Annotated in this window: 17 protein-coding genes; 11 read left to right on the forward strand and 6 right to left on the reverse strand. The window is 65.1% G+C overall.

Going from position 1 to position 16,714, the window contains the following annotated elements; translation table 11 throughout:
- Positions 1 to 46: 46 nt before the first annotated feature.
- Together AB4Z44_RS11195 and AB4Z44_RS11200 are read left to right on the forward strand one after the other, a co-directional pair.
- The gene (locus AB4Z44_RS11195; RefSeq protein WP_404714106.1) at positions 47 to 367 is read left to right on the forward strand and encodes a hypothetical protein; all 321 of its coding nucleotides are present in this window, start codon (positions 47 to 49) and stop codon (positions 365 to 367) included.
- A gap of 113 nt (positions 368 to 480) precedes the next feature.
- Entirely contained in the window at positions 481 to 1,515 is a 1,035-nt protein-coding gene (locus tag AB4Z44_RS11200; protein WP_404714107.1) for a Rieske 2Fe-2S domain-containing protein, read from the forward strand.
- A gap of 34 nt (positions 1,516 to 1,549) precedes the next feature.
- On the opposite strand, the gene AB4Z44_RS11205 is transcribed toward AB4Z44_RS11200, so the two are convergent.
- Positions 1,550 to 2,200 carry a TetR/AcrR family transcriptional regulator gene (locus tag AB4Z44_RS11205; protein ID WP_404714108.1) on the reverse strand — a complete coding sequence of 217 codons (651 nt, stop codon included), beginning with the start codon at positions 2,198 to 2,200 and terminating at the stop codon, positions 1,550 to 1,552.
- A gap of 111 nt (positions 2,201 to 2,311) precedes the next feature.
- Here AB4Z44_RS11205 and AB4Z44_RS11210 point away from each other — a divergent pair, with 111 nt between their 5' ends.
- The 6 genes from AB4Z44_RS11210 (at position 2,312) to AB4Z44_RS11235 (ending at position 9,207) form a co-directional block, all read left to right on the forward strand.
- Entirely contained in the window at positions 2,312 to 3,298 is a 987-nt protein-coding gene (locus AB4Z44_RS11210; protein ID WP_404714109.1) for an MBL fold metallo-hydrolase, read from the forward strand.
- Positions 3,288 to 4,586, forward strand: a complete 1,299-nt coding sequence (locus AB4Z44_RS11215) for a fumarylacetoacetate hydrolase family protein (protein WP_404714110.1) — start codon at positions 3,288 to 3,290, stop codon at positions 4,584 to 4,586. The genes AB4Z44_RS11210 and AB4Z44_RS11215 overlap by 11 nt, the downstream gene beginning before the upstream one ends.
- The gene (locus AB4Z44_RS11220) at positions 4,583 to 5,632 is read left to right on the forward strand and encodes an amidohydrolase family protein (protein WP_404714111.1); all 1,050 of its coding nucleotides are present in this window, start codon (positions 4,583 to 4,585) and stop codon (positions 5,630 to 5,632) included. The genes AB4Z44_RS11215 and AB4Z44_RS11220 overlap by 4 nt, the downstream gene beginning before the upstream one ends.
- Before the next feature lie 108 nt (positions 5,633 to 5,740).
- Complete coding sequence (locus tag AB4Z44_RS11225; RefSeq protein WP_404714112.1) at positions 5,741 to 6,997, forward strand: spinster family MFS transporter; 1,257 nt, start codon at positions 5,741 to 5,743, stop codon at positions 6,995 to 6,997.
- Positions 6,998 to 7,071: 74 nt separating this feature from the next.
- Positions 7,072 to 7,590 (forward strand): DUF3237 domain-containing protein, encoded by a 519-nt coding sequence (locus AB4Z44_RS11230; RefSeq protein WP_404714113.1) that lies wholly within the window; start codon positions 7,072 to 7,074, stop codon positions 7,588 to 7,590.
- A gap of 69 nt (positions 7,591 to 7,659) precedes the next feature.
- A complete protein-coding gene (locus tag AB4Z44_RS11235; RefSeq protein ID WP_404714114.1) occupies positions 7,660 to 9,207 on the forward strand; it encodes a DUF6351 family protein in 1,548 nt (515 codons plus the stop codon).
- On the opposite strand, the gene AB4Z44_RS11240 is transcribed toward AB4Z44_RS11235, so the two are convergent.
- Complete coding sequence (locus AB4Z44_RS11240) at positions 9,197 to 10,189, reverse strand: helix-turn-helix domain-containing protein (RefSeq protein ID WP_404714115.1); 993 nt, start codon at positions 10,187 to 10,189, stop codon at positions 9,197 to 9,199. The genes AB4Z44_RS11235 and AB4Z44_RS11240 overlap by 11 nt on opposite strands.
- Positions 10,190 to 10,277: 88 nt before the next feature.
- On the reverse strand, positions 10,278 to 10,700 hold the full coding sequence (locus AB4Z44_RS11245) for a MarR family winged helix-turn-helix transcriptional regulator (RefSeq protein ID WP_404714116.1): 423 nt from the start codon (positions 10,698 to 10,700) through the stop codon (positions 10,278 to 10,280).
- A 221-nt stretch (positions 10,701 to 10,921) separates the two neighbouring features.
- Between AB4Z44_RS11245 and AB4Z44_RS11250 the strand changes: the two genes are divergently transcribed.
- Entirely contained in the window at positions 10,922 to 11,917 is a 996-nt protein-coding gene (locus AB4Z44_RS11250; protein ID WP_404714117.1) for a hypothetical protein, read from the forward strand.
- A gap of 53 nt (positions 11,918 to 11,970) precedes the next feature.
- Here AB4Z44_RS11250 and AB4Z44_RS11255 read toward each other — a convergent pair whose 3' ends face one another.
- The 3 genes from AB4Z44_RS11255 to AB4Z44_RS11265 are packed head-to-tail and all read right to left on the reverse strand — an operon-like array spanning position 11,971 to position 14,459.
- Entirely contained in the window at positions 11,971 to 12,591 is a 621-nt protein-coding gene (locus tag AB4Z44_RS11255) for a nuclear transport factor 2 family protein (protein ID WP_404714118.1), read from the reverse strand.
- 53 nt (positions 12,592 to 12,644) lie between these two features.
- Positions 12,645 to 14,123: a carotenoid oxygenase family protein gene (locus tag AB4Z44_RS11260; protein WP_404714119.1), complete on the reverse strand. Its 1,479-nt coding sequence runs from the start codon at positions 14,121 to 14,123 to the stop codon at positions 12,645 to 12,647.
- Positions 14,124 to 14,159: 36 nt separating this feature from the next.
- Positions 14,160 to 14,459 carry a hypothetical protein gene (locus tag AB4Z44_RS11265; protein WP_404714120.1) on the reverse strand — a complete coding sequence of 100 codons (300 nt, stop codon included), beginning with the start codon at positions 14,457 to 14,459 and terminating at the stop codon, positions 14,160 to 14,162.
- Between the two features lie 264 nt (positions 14,460 to 14,723).
- Here AB4Z44_RS11265 and AB4Z44_RS11270 point away from each other — a divergent pair, with 264 nt between their 5' ends.
- Positions 14,724 to 15,143, forward strand: a complete 420-nt coding sequence (locus AB4Z44_RS11270; protein ID WP_404714121.1) for a PRC-barrel domain-containing protein — start codon at positions 14,724 to 14,726, stop codon at positions 15,141 to 15,143.
- Positions 15,144 to 15,401: 258 nt separating this feature from the next.
- Positions 15,402 to 16,691: an MFS transporter gene (locus AB4Z44_RS11275; protein WP_404714122.1), complete on the forward strand. Its 1,290-nt coding sequence runs from the start codon at positions 15,402 to 15,404 to the stop codon at positions 16,689 to 16,691.
- Positions 16,692 to 16,714 lie beyond the last annotated feature (23 nt).

Genomic DNA, 16,714 nt, shown 5'->3' on the forward strand with positions numbered 1-16,714 from the left:
TCGCCCCATTAGAACCTATCGAGGGAGAGAGATTATGCGTCAGACGATGATCATGGTGGCGGTGGTTTCGCTGGTGACCGGCACTCTGCCTGTCGGCATCGCAGCCGCGTCCGCGCAGACCGCCACGCCGAACCCGACCGGCCATTACTCGGTGAATTCGACGCTGGTCGGAAAGCTGCTCGACGATCCCGCAGCGGCCGCGGTGCTGAAACGGCTTGTTCCCACCGTCTATGCGAATCCCATGTTTCAGCAGGATGGTCGCGCGCTGACGCTGAGGGACATCCAGACCTATGAAACCGACGCGCTCAGCGATGCGAACCTCGCCAAGATCCAGGCGGAGTTCGATAAGCTTCCGCCGAAGGGCTGATGCGACTTTCCGCAGCTTGGCAACGCAGGGAGACGACCGGGCATTTTCGGGGGTGACGTCGTGAAGAAGACGATCAGCGGAACCGGCACCCCGCACAATCCTGGGATGACCAAATGAGCAGAGCCGCCTGGCTCCGCAATGCCTGGTATCAGGCAGCGTGGTCGGCGGACCTGGCGCCCGGCGCGTTGCTGGCGCGTACCTTGCTCGACGAGCCGGTCGTGATCTTTCGCGGAAGGGAGGGCTCTCCGGCGGTGTTGGCCGACCGTTGCCCGCACCGTTTCGCGCCGCTGTCGATGGGGCGGATCGAGGCCGATGGCGTGCGTTGCGGCTATCATGGGCTGGCGTTCGGCGGCAACGGCCATTGCATCGCCAACCCGCACGGGCCGATCACGCGCGCGCTGCAGGTGCGCGCTTATCCAACGATCGAGCGGCACGGGGCGATCTGGGTGTGGATGGGCGAAGACGAACTGGCCGATCCCGCCAGTCTGCCAAGGCTCGACTTCATCGACGAAACCCCCGAGGCCGGGCGCATCCAAGGCTATATGCCGACGCAGGCGAACTACCAGCTGATCGTGGACAATATCCTCGATCTAAGTCACGCCGATTATCTCCACCCGACCACGCTGGGTGGCATGATGACCGCAGCCGATGTGCACATCACCGAGCAGGAGGGACGGGTGCGCACCGCATGGACCGCATTGGACCTCGCCGAGGCACCCCCGCCCTTTCGCGCGCAGGTCCCGCCATCGTCGAACATGGACATCCGCATCTCGGTCGAATGGCAGGCACCGGCAACGATGATGCTGTGCGTCACGACCATGCCTGCCGGAACCCCGCCGACACCCGCGGACGAGAGCTGGACGCTCCACAGCATGACCCCTGAAACCGCGACGCGGACGCACTATTTCTACTGCGCCACTCGTCGCCGAAAGCTCGACGATACCAATCTCACGTCCGCGATCAGAAACGCAATCGAGCAGGCTTTCCAGCGCGAAGACAAACCCATGCTCGAAGCGCAGCAGGCCCGCATCGGTACACCCGATCTGCTGGATCTTGGCCCCGCAATGTTGTCGATCGACAACGGCGCGGTCCGCGCCCGCCGCCTGCTGGCGCGGCTGATCGATCGGGAGAGCGAACCGAGGAGATAATAGAGAACGGAAGCATCCGTCGTTCATACTCCGGCTAACGCTTACGCAGCCCATTCAACAGTAATTGCGTGACGAACGTCTCGTACTTCCGGTCGAGTTCGGCCATGTCGGTGCCCGGCGGGGCGAGCAGGCGGACGAGCGGGGCGCCCGATACGAAGAAATCGCTGATGCCGATCACCGCGAGATGCAGGAACAGCGCATCGAAGGGTGCCAGTTCCTTGCCGCCATCGCTCTTGGCGATGTCCTCGTAGAATTCGACCGGGGCCCAGTTCCACTCGCGCACCTGATCGAGCAATTCCGGAGACCGGGCGCTGTCCAGCTCCTCGATCATGAGCCGCTGCATGTATTTGGCCGATCGCGTGAAGCGGAACGTGCGCTTGATATAGTCCTGGAGCGCGTCGAGCGGCCGATCGATGCCGGGCATCGGATCGCCCAATTCCGTGAGCCGTTTCACGGCCGCAAGCAGCAATGCCTCGCGATTGCCGAAATAATACCGGATCATCGCAGGGTCTGCCCCTGCTTCGCGCGCGATCGCGATGATCGTGACCTGATTGGGCGGCAGAACCTGGAGCAGCCGGGTGGCTGCGGCCAGCACGGCCTCGCGTCCGACCCCGGCGGCGGCCGTCGCCGGGCGCCCTTTTTTGCGTTTCTCGCCGGCAGCGGGAGCAGGTTTGGATTTGGCCACGACGCTTCTATTCCTCTTTTGCGGCGGACGAGCAACCGCCGTCGGCCCCGGCTAATTCTTGCAAACGGGAATTAACTTGCTAGACCTGCCCGCAACGAGAAGGAGGAGCGGGTGGCGAACTGGCCGTTCACGCAAGGCGTGCACGATATCGGCAACGGCGTTTACGGTTATGTCCAGCCGGATGGAACCTGGGGCTGGTCCAATGCCGGGCTGATCGCCAGCCAGGGCGAGACGCTGCTGGTCGATACGCTGATGAGCGTGCCGCTGACCCGCGAGATGCTCGACGCCTTCAAGACGGTGCCCGGCGGCGCGAAGATCGATCGGCTGGTCAACACCCATGCCAATCCCGATCACTTCTTCGGCAACGGGCTGGTTGCCGACGCCGAAATCATCGGCACGTCCGAGGCGAAGAAGGAAATGGCCGGCTTCGATCCGAAGATGCTCGCCGCCCTCGCCGCCAATTACCAGCAGATGGGTGAAGCCGGCGAGTTCCTTTACGAAACGATGGGGCGCAAATTCGATTTTTCGGGCGTCGACGAGGTCACGCTGCCCACGCGCACCTTCGACCACCAGCTCACGCTGACGGTGGGCGACAAGACGATCGAGCTGACCGATCTGGGCCCCGCCCACACCCAGAGCGATACGATCGTCTGGGTGCCGGGCGATCGCACCGTCTTTACCGGCGACCTCCTGTTCAACGAGGGCCATCCGATCATGTGGGCCGGCCCGGTCGAGAACTGGATCAGGGCCTGCCAGTACATCATCGATCTCGATCCCGCGGTGGTCGTGCCCGGCCATGGGCCCATCACCGAGAGGACAGCGGTGGCCAATATGAAGGCCTATCTCGAATATGTCCGCGACGAAGCGAGGAAGCGCTTCGACGCGGGCATGGACTTCGAAGAGGCGGCCCGCGACATCAATATGACCGAATATCGCGGCTGGAGCGATCCCGAGCGGATCGTCGCCAACGTCTTCTCACTCTACAAGCAATGGGGTGCCCCCTTCACGGCCGAACAGCAGCGCGGGCTGTTCGGCGCGATGGGCCGTTACCACAAGGAACTGGCCGCGCATGACGAGGCTTGCGGCCATGAGCATTGATCTGAACGCCACCCACGATCCCGCGCGCAAAAGCTGGGCCGAAAGCGCGAACGCGCCCGATACCGACTTTCCGATCCAGAATCTGCCGTTCGGGCTATTTCGCACCGACGGAGCGGCGGCGGGCGGAGGCGGCGTCGCGCTTGGCGACTCCATCATCGATCTCGCGGCCCTGCTGACGCTGGACGTCCTGACGGGCGCGGCGATCGAAGCGGCGAAAGCAGCGGCCGGACCGTCGCTCGAACCGCTGCTGCGCTGCGATCCCGCTGCGGTGAGCGCGCTGCGTGCGCAATTGTCCGATCTGTTCCGCAAGGACGGGACCGGCGATCCCGCGCAGCTCGAGCCGGTCCTGGTGCCGATCGCCGGGGCCGAACTGCTGATGCCGCTGAAGCCCACGGCCTTCACCGATTTCTGCACCTCCTACGATCATATCCGCCGCATGGGCGGGGCGACGCCGAAGCTGGCGGCCCTGTCGTTGCCGGTCGCGTACAATGGCCGCGCCAGCTCGGTGCGGCCGAGCGGCACGCCGGTGGTCCGCCCGAGCGGACAGTATGAAGCCCCTCCCGGCAGCAATGCGGTGCGCTTCGGGCCCGAACCGATGCTCGATTTCGAGCTGGAATTCGGCGTGTGGCTGCGCGCGGGCAATGTATTGGGCGAGCCGCTCGGCATGGCCCAGGCGGAAGACGCGCTGTTCGGCTGCTGTCTCGTCAACGATTGGTCGGCGCGCGGCATCCAGTTCTTCGAATCGATCCTGGGCCCGCATCTCGGCAAAAGCTTCATCACCACCATTTCGCCCTGGATCGTGACGATGGAGGCGCTGGCGCCGTTCCGCGTCGCGGCGCGCGGCCGCACGAGCGACGAACCCGCGGTGCCCGCCTATCTGCTTGGCGATGCCGATCGGGCGGCCGGCGGCATCAATATCGAGCTCTACGCCGATCTCGCCAATGCCGGCGGCGCGTCGGCGCGGATCGTGCGCAGCAATCTCGCCGAGCTGTTCTGGACGCTCGCGCAGATGGCGGCGCATCAGGCCTCCAACGGCGCTCCGCTCGAGCCGGGCGATCTCATCGCGACCGGAACCGTCTCGGGCGCTGCCGAAGAGGCGCGCGGTTGCCTTGCGGAGATCACGATGCGCGGCGGCAAGCCGATCGATCTGCCCGACGGCAGCCAGCGCAACTGGCTGGAGGATGGCGATACGCTGACGCTCAGCGGGCGCGCGCTGGCCGATGGCTATGTGCCGATCGGCTTCGGGCCATGCGCGGGCACGATCCAGCCGGCGAAGGCTGCGGCATGACGATCACCACCTGCGGCGACCGCAAGCCGATCCCGGTGAAAGCGCGCGGCAAGCACCTTGTCGTCGACATCCATTGCCATCTCGGCATTCCGGCAGCCGACGGCATCGTCCAGGCGAAATATCCGGGGCCGCCGCCGGGCATCAACGACTTCACCAGCGCCAAGAGCAGCGAAGTCAATCGCGCCCAGTTCATGGCGATCGGCCGCACGCTCAACACGCTCGATACACGGCTGGCGGACATGGACCGGCTCGGGATCGACGTGCAGGCGATCAGCCCCAGCCCCGGCCAATATTTCTACTTCGCCGATGCCGAGACCGGCCGTGACGCCGCGCGTGCGGTGAATGACGGCATGGCAGACGCGGTCGCCAGACATCCCGATCGTCTGATCGGCATGGGCACCGTACCGTTGCAGAATGTCGAGATGGCGGTGGCGGAGATGAAGCGCTGCGTGCGCGAGCTCGATCTGCGCGGCATCGAGATCAGCTCGAACGTCAACGGCAAGGATTTCCACGCCGAGGAATTCCGGCCCTTCTTCGCGGCAGCCGAGGAACTCGGCATCCTGCTCTTCCTCCATCCGCTCGGCTTCACCCACGCCAACCGGATGAGCGAATATTATTTCAACAATCTGATCGGCAATCCGCTCGAATCCACGCTCGCGATCGGCCACCTGATCTTCGGCGGCGTGCTCGATCGTTATCCGGGCCTGAAGATCTGCGTCGCGCATGGCGGCGGCTACATGCCCGGTTACTGGGGCCGGATGGATCATGGCTGGCGCGCGCGCGCCGATTGCAGCGAGCATTGCCAGCATGTGCCATCGAGCTACCTGCGCAAGCTGTGGCTCGACACGCTCGTCTTCGATCAGGACGAGCTCGACAGCCTGGTGCGCACGCACGGTGCGGACAAGCTCTGCCTCGGCACCGATTACCCGTTCGACATGTCCGAACCCGATCCGGTCGGCTTCCACGCACGGCTCAGTGAAGCGGATCAGGCCAAGATCATGGGCCGCAATGCCGCCGATTTGTTGGGGCTGGTTACGGCACGGTAAAGCGGGCGCGCGTGCCGATAGAGTGACCCGATAGAGTGACAAAGGGCCAACGATAGGCCCGTAAAAGACAAACGGAGAGGGGGCTGCCGAACGGCAGAGAGCGACGTCATGACCGAGATTGTCCGCCGCGCGACCGGGGCCCGCTACACGCTGTTCCTGCTGTTCCTCGCGAACCTGCTCAACGTGGCGGATCGCGCCTTGCTCGGCATCGTCGTCGATCCGGTGAAAGCCGATCTGGCGCTGAGCGACACCCAGATGAGCATCGTCTCGGGCTTCGCGTTCGTGACCTTCAATCTGGTGATGGGGATCTTCATCGCCCATTGGGTCGATCACGGCAACCGCAAGCTCATCCTCACGCTCGGCGTCGCCCTGTGGTCCGCGGCGACCGCAATGACCGGGCTTGCGCAGGGCTTCACCTCGCTCACGCTCGCACGGATCCTCGTCGGCGTCGGCGAAGCCACCGCCTTCCCGGTCGCCTATTCGATGATTGCGGATCTGTTCGCGGCGCCCAGGCGGCCGCGGGCCGTCGCGATCTTCCAGGCGAGCACGTTCGTCGGGCTGATCGCCGGATCGATCCTGGCGGGCGTCATCGCCGCCGCGCATGGCTGGCGGACGATGTTCGTTACCTGCGGTCTGGCGGGGTTCGTGCTCGTCGCGCTGCTCCTCGTCACGATGCGCGAGCCGCAGCGCATCGAGGGTGGCGCCGTGCTCCATCGCCGCAGCGAAGGCGGCATCGCCGGATCGATCCTCCACCTCGCCCGACTGCCCGGCTTCGTCGCTTTGTCGTTCGGCACCGCGTTCGCGACGATGGTGGGCGGCGTCATGCCGACATGGGCGCCGGCCTTCTTCCTGCGCAGCCATGACGTGCCGCTGGCCGCGGTTGGCGCGCTGATCGGGCCGGCGGTCGGTGGCGGCGGCATCGCCGGAACGCTGGTGTCCGGAATATTGGCGACGCGGCTCGCGCGCGGGCGCGACAGCGAAGTGCCCGGCATGCTGGTGCCGCTCGTGGCGCTGCCGCTGGCGGTCCCGTTCCTGGCGATCTTCACCTTCGCGCCGTCGCTCACCCTCACGATGATCGCCGCGGCGATCATGAACTTCCTGCTGGGAATGGCGGTCGGGCCGTGCATCGCGGTCGCGATCGGCGTGGCGCCCCCGCGGATGCGTGCGCTGGCCTCGACGCTCGTCCTGGTCGGCACCGGCCTCATCGGCAGCGCGCTCGCGCCCGCGATCGTCGGTATCATCAGCGACGCGCTGCAGCCGAGGTTCGGCGCCAATTCGCTGCGCTACGGCATCGCCGCCATTATCCCGACCCCGATCATAGCGGCATTGTTCTTGCGCCGCGCTTATGCTCAGCTTCGGTCGTAGCTAAGCCAGGATTGCAGCCTGCTCGCCCAATAAGATTACCAGGGGAGGACAAGAGAGAGATGCCGGGTCGGACGATGATTCATCGCGCAGCCAAGCCGATGGCGGGGCTTGCAATCGCGCTCATTCATTTCGGCGCCGGCGCTGCCGAACCGGCGGCCGCACCCCGCCTCGAATTCGCGTTCGAGGAACTGGTGACGCTTTCCCCCGCGATCGTTCCGGGCAAGACGCCCTATGGCAGCAGAAACATGATCCCGATCACCGGGGGGACATTCGAGGGCCCCGGCATCAAGGGAACCATCGTCCCCGGCGGCTGGGATTGGCAACTGGTCCGCGCCGACGGCTGCGTCGACGTCCACGCCGATTATATGCTGAGGACGGACGATGGCGTCGTCATCAACGTCGTCAACAATGGCGCCCTGTGCATGCCGCACGACGGCCAGCCGCCGAAGCCGGTGCGAACGTCGCCTCGTTTCGAGGCGCCGCTGGGCAAATATGAATGGCTCGGGCAAACGGCTTTCGTTGGTACGCTCGAGGGCGCCAAGGGTCCGAAGGGCGAGCCGGCAGTCCGGATCCGCTTCTACAAAGCGATGTGACGTCAAATAGCAAACTTGGACTAGGACAGGGGTAGCCAGATGGGCATTTTCGGATCGGTACGATGGGCCATGCTGGCCACCGCCATCGGGATGGGTACGGCGGCGCACGCGGCCGGCCCCGCATGCGGCAAGGCGCTCAATCTCACCATCACCTACCCGGCCAAGGTGCGGCTCACCGGGGCACAGTGGGTGCCGCCGGCCGCCGCGGGCACGGTGACGGCACGCGCCGGCCAGCCGCCGCTCGACGTCGCGCTGCCGGGATATTGCAAGATCACCGGGATGATCAACGAGCGGACCGGCGCGGGCGGACGCAGTTTCGGGATCGGCTTCGTCATCGCATTGCCCGCCGATTGGAACGGGCGCCTGCTGTTCCAGGGCGGGGGCGGGCTCAACGGCGTGCTCAACCCACCGCTGGGCACGCAGGCGACCGGCGACCGGCCCGCGCTGGCCCGCGGTTTCGCCGTGGTGTCGACCGACGGTGGGCACCAGAGCCCACGCGGGTTCGACTTCAGCTTCAGCGACGACCAGGGCGCCGCGCTCGACTTCGCCAACAGTTCGATGCCGATGACCACTCTGGTCGCCAAGCAGGTTGTGGCGGCGCATTATGGCCGCCCCGCCCACCACAGCTATATCGTCGGCTGTTCGACCGGCGGGCGTGAGGCAATGCTGGCGGCCGAACGCTATCCCGACATGTTCGACGGCGTGGTGGCGGGTGCGCCCGCCATGCGCACCGGCTTCTCCAACATCACGACCAGCTACATCACCGCCACGCTCAACCGGGCCGCACCGAAGGACGCGACCGGACGCCCCACGGCCTTGTTCTCTGCTGGGGACAAGGCGCTGATCGTGCGAGCGATGCTGGACGATTGCGATGGGCTGGACGGGCTGAAGGATGGCGTGATCGCGCGATACGGCGCCTGCCATTTCCGCCCGGCCCGGATCGAATGCAGCGGCGCCAAGACCGCGACCTGCCTGACGTCGGCCCAGGTCAAGGCGCTCGACACGGCCTTCCTGCCGCCACGCGATGCGGCGGGTGCCGTGATCTACCCGGCCTTCCCCTGGGATACCGGGGTGGTCTTCGACGGGCCCGGCATCCCCGGCATCCTCGTCAACGGCGTCGCCACGCCGTTGGGGCCGGCGAACACCGCGACCACGGTCGATCTCGACGCGCGGGTTCAGGCGGCGCGTGCCGATGCGATGCAGGCACTGACCGACACCAATGTCTGGACCAGCCTCAACACCTTTCTCGACCGCGGCGGCAAGATCATCTGGTATCACGGCACAAGCGACCCCTGGTTCTCGCCCCTGGACACGCAGGACTATTACGAACGCGCCGCCAAACAGAACGGGGCACGCTGGGATGGATCGGCGCGGCTCTACATGGTGCCGGGAATGGGCCATTGCGGCGGTGGAACGAATACGTTCGACCAGTTCGATTTGCTGACCAAGGTCGTGGACTGGGTCGAGCATGGCAGCGCGCCGTCGGACGTGCCGGCCCACCGCAAGTTGCCGACGCCGGCGGACCGTCCGCTATGCCCGTGGCCGAGCTATCCGCGATACAAGGGCACCGGCAACGAGGCGGATCGGGCCAGCTTTCAGTGCAGCATCAGCAGTTGATCAGCGCGCTCTGCTGGTGGCGGGTGTCGATGCAGCGCTGATGCTCACGGAACAGGCCGGGCGGCAAGCCGTATCGATCCTTGAACGACTTGCTGAAATGGGCGGAATTGTTGAAGCCCCACATGAAGGAGATCTCGGTGATCGAATGCTGCGCCATGCGGGGATTGCTGAGCGCCTCGCGGCAGCGTTCCAGCCGTTCCGACCAGACGAACTGGCTCAAACTCAGCTCGTCGCCGCTGAACACCTTGTGCAGGTGACGCTTGGTGCAGCCGAAGGCGGTGGCGACGCGCGCGATCGACAATGCCGGGTCGCGCACGTTGCGGCGCACATAATCCTTGACCCGCAGGCGTAGCGTCTCACGCATCGACACCGGGGGCGCCGCATAGCGCGCCTCGAACAATGCCAGGCGGACGAGTTGGGCGGCCATGTCGGCCAACTCGCCGCAATTGCTGTCGTCGATCGCGGCGATCTCGTCGAGCAGGCCCGCGAGATAGCGCGGCAGCAGCCGTCCGGTCCCCCCGCTCGCCCCGAAGCCGCGCACAATATGCATCGTGACGCTCCCCGCGATGGCGAGCCGATCGCGCGGCAGCAGCACGATCAATTGCTCGCCCGCCCCACCGCTGGTCATCGTGAAGGCGCGTTCGGCATCGCAGATCGCCCACATGCCAGGCTCCAGCGCCAGATCGCGGCCGGCTTGGCGCAGCGTCGCAACCCCTTCGCGCTGCACGACCAACTGAATGAGCCCCGCCCCCGTCCCGGCAGGCAGCACGGCTTCAGGGGACCGCGCGAGGCGATGGGCGCTCGCAACGATACGGAACAGGTGCAACGGCCCGAGCCGGCCAAAGCTTGCCTTGCCGCTGAACGGCTCCCCTGCCGCCTCGGTGCGGAAAGGAACGAGCGGTTTCCAGAGGCTTGCGTCCCATCGCGAGAGGCGCTCTTCCGGCGCGATCTCGTCCGTGGTGAAGTGGGCAAGCTGCGCCATCTTCCTCCCTTTTGCTGCCGTGCAGCGATATTTCCTTCTTATAAAGATATATTATTCAGCGCCGGACGGGTGTCAACGCCATCGCGGATCAGCCCCGATCGAACATGCGCAGCAGTCGCACCAGGTCCTTCAGATTGCCGGCGCCGATGCGCTGGGCATATTCGGCCAGATAGAGGTCGTGTACCGCATGCGCCGCGGACAGCATCGTCGCGCCTTCGTCCGTCAGGCTCAGTTTGCGCGCGCGGCGATCGTGGGCGTCGGTCTTCTTCGTCACGAAGCCGCGCTTGACCAGGTCGGCGATGATGCCGACCATGTTGTTCTGGGTGATACCCATCGGCATGACGAGATCGCCCGGCGTGCACCCGGGATTGCGATCGATCAATTCCAAGACCGAAAATTGAACGGCCGATATATCCAGGGTGCGGAAATGGTGGGCGAAGCGCCGATCGGCATCGCGCCATGCGCGGCGCAGCAGATAGCCGAACGTGTCGATCAGGATGCCCATGTCCATGGGCCTATCCGGGCCGGCGGCAACCTCATCGAGCGACGCTTCCCGATACATCGGTCGATCTGATTTCATGGGCAAGGGCTATGGGCACAACGCCTTGCCCGTCAACGTCTGCCCCGCCCGAAACCCGGTGTTCGCAGCCCTCCTTGCGCCGAGTTCGCTGTCAGCGAAGCGAGCCTGCACTTTCACGATTATCCTGACCGCATAACCGGAGAGGAAAGACCATGCGACACGCGCTTCTTTTGGCAACGGCGGCGATGAGCGGGCTGGCGATGGGCCCGGCCTTCGCCCAGCCGCGATGCGGCAAGGCCTGCCTCGAGGAGATCGGCACGGCCTATCGCACCGCCTATCTTGCGCATGACCCGAAGCTGGCGCCGTTCGGCAGGAGCGTCCGCTTCACCGAGAACAATGTCGAAATGCGGCTGCCCGACGGGACCTGGGATACGGTGACGCAGGAAGTGGGGCCCGCGCTGACGATATCGGATCCGGTCAGCGGCAATGTCGGCATCTACACCACGATCATGCAGAAGGACGTTCCGGGCTTTCTCGCGATCCGTCTCAAGGTGGCGGGCGGCAAGATCACCGAGGTCGAGCAGGTCATTTCGACCAAGCGGAACCTGTCCTCGCCGCCGACGCCGATCGGGCCGATCGAGGGATTTGCCCATGATCCCGATCTCGCCCGGCCGGTCGACCCCCGCGAACGGACGAGCCGAACCGATCTGGTTCGGATCGCCAATGGCTATTTCACGACATTGGAGAACAACAATGGCGAGATCCGCGATACGAAATTTTCGCCGACCGCCACGCGCTTCGAAAACGGCATGAAATTCCCCGATGTCGAGAAGGGCTTCAAATCGGGCCGCTACCATTTCAACGAACGTGTCCGCGATCGCGATTTCGTCCTGGTCGACGAGGCGCGGGGGATCGTGATGGCGCGCGGCTTCATCGATCACAAGGGCGTGCTCGATACGTTTCAGCTCACCGATGGCACGCCACAGCGAAGCGTCTTCCGCGAGCCGCAAACCTGGGGGCTGCTGGAAATGTTCAAGATCAAGCATGGCGAGATCACCGGGATCGAGGCGACCTTCATCCAGACCGCTTATTACATGCGCTCGCCCTGGACCGCGCATCCGGACATGCGACCGGGCGGCATCACTCCGCCCGCGCCGCCAGCCCCGCCATCATCGCCGGCACCGACCAATCCGCCGCTGCCGGAGTGATCCCAGGTTAGCGCCCCGATCGACCAATCGGTCCGCCGATCGCGATCGGCGGATCACTTCTCGCGCGGATCGCGCTCGCCGAGTTCGGGATAATAGATGCCGCGGTTGCTCAGCCGCTCGTTGAAGATGCGGCGCTCCTGGAAATACCAGCGGCCGTCGATCTTCACATATTTGTCCTCGTAATGGCCGAACTCGGCCGTCTCGAACTTGTGGTCGTTGCGGTTGCTGAAGCCCAGCCACATGCCGACATCGTGCGCGGTGTTCGGACCGGTGAAATCGATCCGCTGGCTGCCGAGCGTATGGATGAAGCGCGGCCGATCGGTGGCATCCTTGGGCAGTTTCTGGCGGCCGGTGCCGAAGCTCGCGAGATTCTTGTAGATCGCGTCGCGCCCATGCTCGACCCCGCCGATCCAGTAGAGCGTCGCGTCGGGCGCAAATACGCCCGCATAGGTATCGAGATCGCCGGCATCGAGCGCGACGAAATAGGTGCTCATCAGATTGACGATCGACACATAATCGTCCGCCCGTCCCGCGGGCACCATCGGCGGGAACGGGCTTGGCGCCTGCGGCTGGAGGGTCTTCACCCAATCGGTGGCGCCGGGCGCGCCGATCTGCGCCGCGGCCGGCAGCGCCATCGCCATGCCGGCCAACAGCGCAAGGATCCTCTTCTGCATGGTCTTCTCTCCTGGTCGGCGCGCTCCACCCGAGCGAGCCCTCATGTGTTCGATCAGACGGGGAGCGGCAACTCGCCGTCCTGGACCCAGATGCCATGCACCTGGGGACCGGCGCGGAATGGGAGCACCACGCGCGCAACATCGCCCTCACCCAGGCGCTGCGCATCGACGATCACCAGCTCGGAGCGCATCTCGGCGTAGTTCGACGCGACCCCGATCAGGTAACCGTCCCCCTCGGTCGTGCTGCCCGGTCGCGGCACGAAGCAGCATTCCTGCAACGAGTGGACGTCGCCCGCGAAATAGACGTCGAACTTGCCGCTCTTCAGATCGAACCGGCCATAGCTGTTGGTCACCCGCCCGCGCATGTTGCCCGCGCGCTGGGTATCGAAGGCGGCATTCTGATCGGTGAAGCCGGTATAAACGTAGCGTTGGTCGAGCGTCAGGTAGCGCGGATCGACCCGCGCCAGATCGACCACCGGGGTCTGGAACAACGTCTCCTCATGCCAGCGATCATCCTTCGAATTCAGATCGAAGACGTAGCGGCGGATATAGGCCTTGGCCCGATCGCGATCCCACGGCGAACCGTCGACATTCGGGAAGAAGGGGAAGAAGTTGGTGTCCCAGAAGGGGGCCTCGAGGATCACCTTGTCGCCCTCGGTGCGCGCGTTGACGGTGTGCATCATGCAGCGCTCGGGGCCCTGGAACCAGCGCATGTCCCTGGCGTCGCCATCGCGCGGCAGGATGCCGATCATGCTGGGTTTCGACTTGTCCCACCACCAGTGGATCTTGCCTGCTTGTAGGATTTCCTGGCTGGTCGTGTAGCAGGCGAACGGGAAGACGATGTGCTTCTGCGTCAGCGCAATGTCGTGCATGATGCTGACATAGGGCACCTGAAAACGCACCTCGCGCTTCACATGGCCGTGACGGTCCATCGTGTAGACGAACACGTCCTTGCTGGCCGGGCCGGTGGCTTCGTAGCCATAGGTCACCATCTCGCCCGAGACCGGATCGATCTTGGGATGCGCGGTGTGGGTCTGGCTGCGATATTGGCCGTGGAAATCCCACGTGCCGATCGTGTCGAGCGTCAACGGATCGATCTGGTAGGGAAGCCCGTCTTCCTTGAGCGTGAAGAGCTTGCCCGCGAAGGCCAATGGCGTCGTGTTAGAGACCGTCCGTCGCGCGGGATGCGCGACATCGCGGACGCTCGGATCGTCGGTATAGCCATTGCGGTAATAACCGTAGAGTTGGCGTCCCGCCGCCAGATTGTGCTGGAATCGCTCGGTCCGAACGAAGCGGCCCTTATAGTCGACCCGCCCCTCGTGAAACCGGAACATGCTGACATAGCCATCGGTATTGAGGGCCGCGTCATCCTTATATTTGGGCGGATAATACCATTCGCCGCCCAGGCGCACGAACGCGCCTTTGAGATCGTGCGGCAGGGTGCCGATCACCTCGCAATCCCGGATGTCGGCATCATAACGCTGCGGCGAGAAGAAGCCCTTCATCGTCGGCTGGCCTGAGAAATCCACCATGATGCGACCTCGAGAATGGATGCGTTGGGAAGGCGTTCAGAGATTGTAGACGAGTTGGCGGAGCGCATCCTCGTCGAGGCCGTCGAGCGCGCGAAGCCCGGGCGGCGGGACATAAGGCTCGGCGGTCCCACTATGATCGAGATAGAGGTGGTCGGCATGGAAGGCGACGACCGCGCCCTGCGCGCGCGACCGTGTCGGCATGCGCAGCGCCATCGGCGACAGCATCGCCGCGCTGCCCGCGATGAGCAGCGCGCCGCCGATCACCCCCCGCCGGGATACGCCGCGGCGATCGACCGGGTCGTGCGCGGGGCATCTGGGTGACTGTATCCCCGTCATGTTCATCCCCAAATCGTCGGCGCTTCTCCACGCGCGCCTATCAGCGTGGGCTAGCCGCGGCCCCCGAGGCTCGCTTCACTGCGGGCGAACCGCGCATTCGCTCGCAGCGAACGGCGTGATGCTGCCGAGAGAGGCCTTCCTCCAGCCGGGCCATCGCGAACCCCTGCTTAAAGGTTTGGGGCGCCCCATGACCGCCGCCATCTCCCTCGATCGACGGAACAGTTGCGCGCCAGGGCGGTTTGCCGTGGGAACAGAGGATCGCGCATGTCAAACCCAGTCGACGCCGCTCATATTGCCGAACCGACCAATCTGCTCCTGGCATCCAACAAGGTTGACGGAACCAAGGTCGCGTCCCGCGATGGTGATGCCCTCGGATCGATCTACAGCCTCATGATCAACAAGCGTTCGGGGGCCGCTGCTTATGCCATCTTGAGCGTAGGCGGCTTTCTCGGCATCGGCAGAAGCTATTACCCGCTTCCGTTCGAACTTCTGTCGTACGACCCTGTCGCCGACGGCTTCATCGTGACAATCGATCGGCGCCTGCTGGAAGGCGGCCCCAGCTGGGCCAATAATCCGCCCGATTTCAACCAGGCCTATGCCGATCGCGTATCCAATTATTATGGCGTGGCCCCGACAAATATATCGATCGGTGAAGCGGCGTCGGGCGCGACGGCACCGCAATAAGACGCGAACCGGTCGCGTTGCAGAAGCGACTGGCCCCATACGCCCCAAGTCGATCGCGATGCGGCGGACTTGTTGCTGCCAAAAGCACGGCAAAACCCTAAACCGAATATGAACCGCGCGGTTCAGTGGGCGTCGCGCGCCCCCGGCTAGATACGCGGCATCTCGCAATGGCGAGACGATGTTTCCGTTACATCGCATCCACTTCGGACCCTTTTTGGCGAGTTGGGGGTTCAGCGGCGCGGACTAACAGGGGTCGGTATGGCAACAGCAACTGCGGCGGTACGGCCGGAAGGCCGCGGCGCGCCGAAAGAAGCCACGCGCGCCACGGCGGCGCTTCAGGCGCTCAACTTCTTCATGGCCGACATGCAGGCGGGGATCGGCCCGTTCCTGGGCGTCTTCCTGCAACAAAAAGGCTGGACGTCCGGCCCGATCGGATCGGTGATGACCGCCGGCGGGATTGCGGGCATGATCATGACCGCGCCGGCGGGCGCCTTCATCGACCATACCGACAAGAAGCGCTGGGTCGTGATCGTCACCGGCATCTGCACCGTGATGGCCTCCTTTCTGATCCTGTTCTCGCAGTCGGGCGTGATCGTGACGGTCAGCCAGGTTGCAACGGCCATCGCCGGTGCGGCGATCGGACCCGCCGTTACCGGCATGACGCTCGGGATCGTTCGGCAAAGAGGCTTCAACGCGCAAAACGGTCGCAATCAGGCGTGGAACCATGCCGGCAACATGATCGGCGCTGGCCTGTCGGGCTGGCTCGGCTGGAAGTTCGGGATGCCCGCCATATTCTACCTCGCCGCGGCATTCGGCGTGCTTGCGATCATCTCCGTGCTGATGATCCCCGAAAAGGCGATCGATCATCGCGCAGCCCGTGGCCTGGAGAGCAGGGACGGCGATAGCGACGAGCCCGGCAAGGCCGAAGGCTTCAGGACGCTGCTGCGCAACAAGCCGATGCTCATCCTCGCAGCCGCCCTCGCCTGCTTCCATCTCGGCAACGGCGCCATGCTCCCGCTCTATGGCCTCGCGGTGGTCGGTGCCGGCAAGGGCGATGCGGCCTTGTTCGTCGCCCAGACGGTCGTGGTCGCCCAGGCGGTGATGATCGTGGCGTCGCTGCTCGCGATGCGCATGGCGGCCGGCAGAGGCTATTGGCTGGTCCTCCTCATCTCCTTCGCGGTGCTGCCGTTGCGCGGCTTCCTGGCCGGAACCTTCATCGAGCATTGGGGCGTCTGGCCGGTCCAGGCGCTCGACGGGATCGGGGCCGGGCTGCAGAGCGTCGCGGTTCCGGGGCTCGTCGCCTGCCTGCTCAACGGGACCGGCCGGGTGAATGTCGGCCAGGGCGCGGTGATGACCGTGCAGGGCGTCGGCGCCTCGCTCAGTCCCGCGATCGGTGGCTGGCTGGCGCAAGCGCTCGGCTATCACGTCACCTTCTTCGTGCTCGGCAGCTTCGCCCTGATCAGCGTCGCTTTATGGATCGGCTTTGCCGGCACGCTGCGGCGCGCCTGCGCGGGAATGGACGGCGCCGCAGAAGACGAAGCGGCGTGACGGCCCCGGTCTGCCGGGTTCGT

This window comes from Sphingomonas sp. MMS24-J13 (assembly GCF_044905095.1).
Lineage (GTDB): Bacteria > Pseudomonadota > Alphaproteobacteria > Sphingomonadales > Sphingomonadaceae > Sphingomonas_I.

What these genes read in the sequence shown, in the direction of transcription:
- AB4Z44_RS11195 (WP_404714106.1), top strand. Translation starts at nt 47, where the DNA reads ATGATCATGGTGGCGGTGGTTTCGCTGGTGACCGGCACTCTGCCTGTC.
- AB4Z44_RS11200 (WP_404714107.1), top strand. Translation starts at nt 481, where the DNA reads ATGAGCAGAGCCGCCTGGCTCCGCAATGCCTGGTATCAGGCAGCGTGG.
- AB4Z44_RS11215 (WP_404714110.1), top strand. Translation starts at nt 3,288, where the DNA reads ATGAGCATTGATCTGAACGCCACCCACGATCCCGCGCGCAAAAGCTGG.
- AB4Z44_RS11220 (WP_404714111.1), top strand. Translation starts at nt 4,583, where the DNA reads ATGACGATCACCACCTGCGGCGACCGCAAGCCGATCCCGGTGAAAGCG.
- AB4Z44_RS11225 (WP_404714112.1), top strand. Translation starts at nt 5,741, where the DNA reads ATGACCGAGATTGTCCGCCGCGCGACCGGGGCCCGCTACACGCTGTTC.
- AB4Z44_RS11230 (WP_404714113.1), top strand. Translation starts at nt 7,072, where the DNA reads ATGATTCATCGCGCAGCCAAGCCGATGGCGGGGCTTGCAATCGCGCTC.
- AB4Z44_RS11235 (WP_404714114.1), top strand. Translation starts at nt 7,660, where the DNA reads ATGCTGGCCACCGCCATCGGGATGGGTACGGCGGCGCACGCGGCCGGC.
- AB4Z44_RS11240 (WP_404714115.1), bottom strand. Translation starts at nt 10,189, where the DNA reads ATGGCGCAGCTTGCCCACTTCACCACGGACGAGATCGCGCCGGAAGAG.
- AB4Z44_RS11245 (WP_404714116.1), bottom strand. Translation starts at nt 10,700, where the DNA reads ATGGACATGGGCATCCTGATCGACACGTTCGGCTATCTGCTGCGCCGC.
- AB4Z44_RS11250 (WP_404714117.1), top strand. Translation starts at nt 10,922, where the DNA reads ATGCGACACGCGCTTCTTTTGGCAACGGCGGCGATGAGCGGGCTGGCG.
- AB4Z44_RS11255 (WP_404714118.1), bottom strand. Translation starts at nt 12,591, where the DNA reads ATGCAGAAGAGGATCCTTGCGCTGTTGGCCGGCATGGCGATGGCGCTG.
- AB4Z44_RS11260 (WP_404714119.1), bottom strand. Translation starts at nt 14,123, where the DNA reads ATGGTGGATTTCTCAGGCCAGCCGACGATGAAGGGCTTCTTCTCGCCG.
- AB4Z44_RS11265 (WP_404714120.1), bottom strand. Translation starts at nt 14,459, where the DNA reads ATGACGGGGATACAGTCACCCAGATGCCCCGCGCACGACCCGGTCGAT.
- AB4Z44_RS11270 (WP_404714121.1), top strand. Translation starts at nt 14,724, where the DNA reads ATGTCAAACCCAGTCGACGCCGCTCATATTGCCGAACCGACCAATCTG.
- AB4Z44_RS11275 (WP_404714122.1), top strand. Translation starts at nt 15,402, where the DNA reads ATGGCAACAGCAACTGCGGCGGTACGGCCGGAAGGCCGCGGCGCGCCG.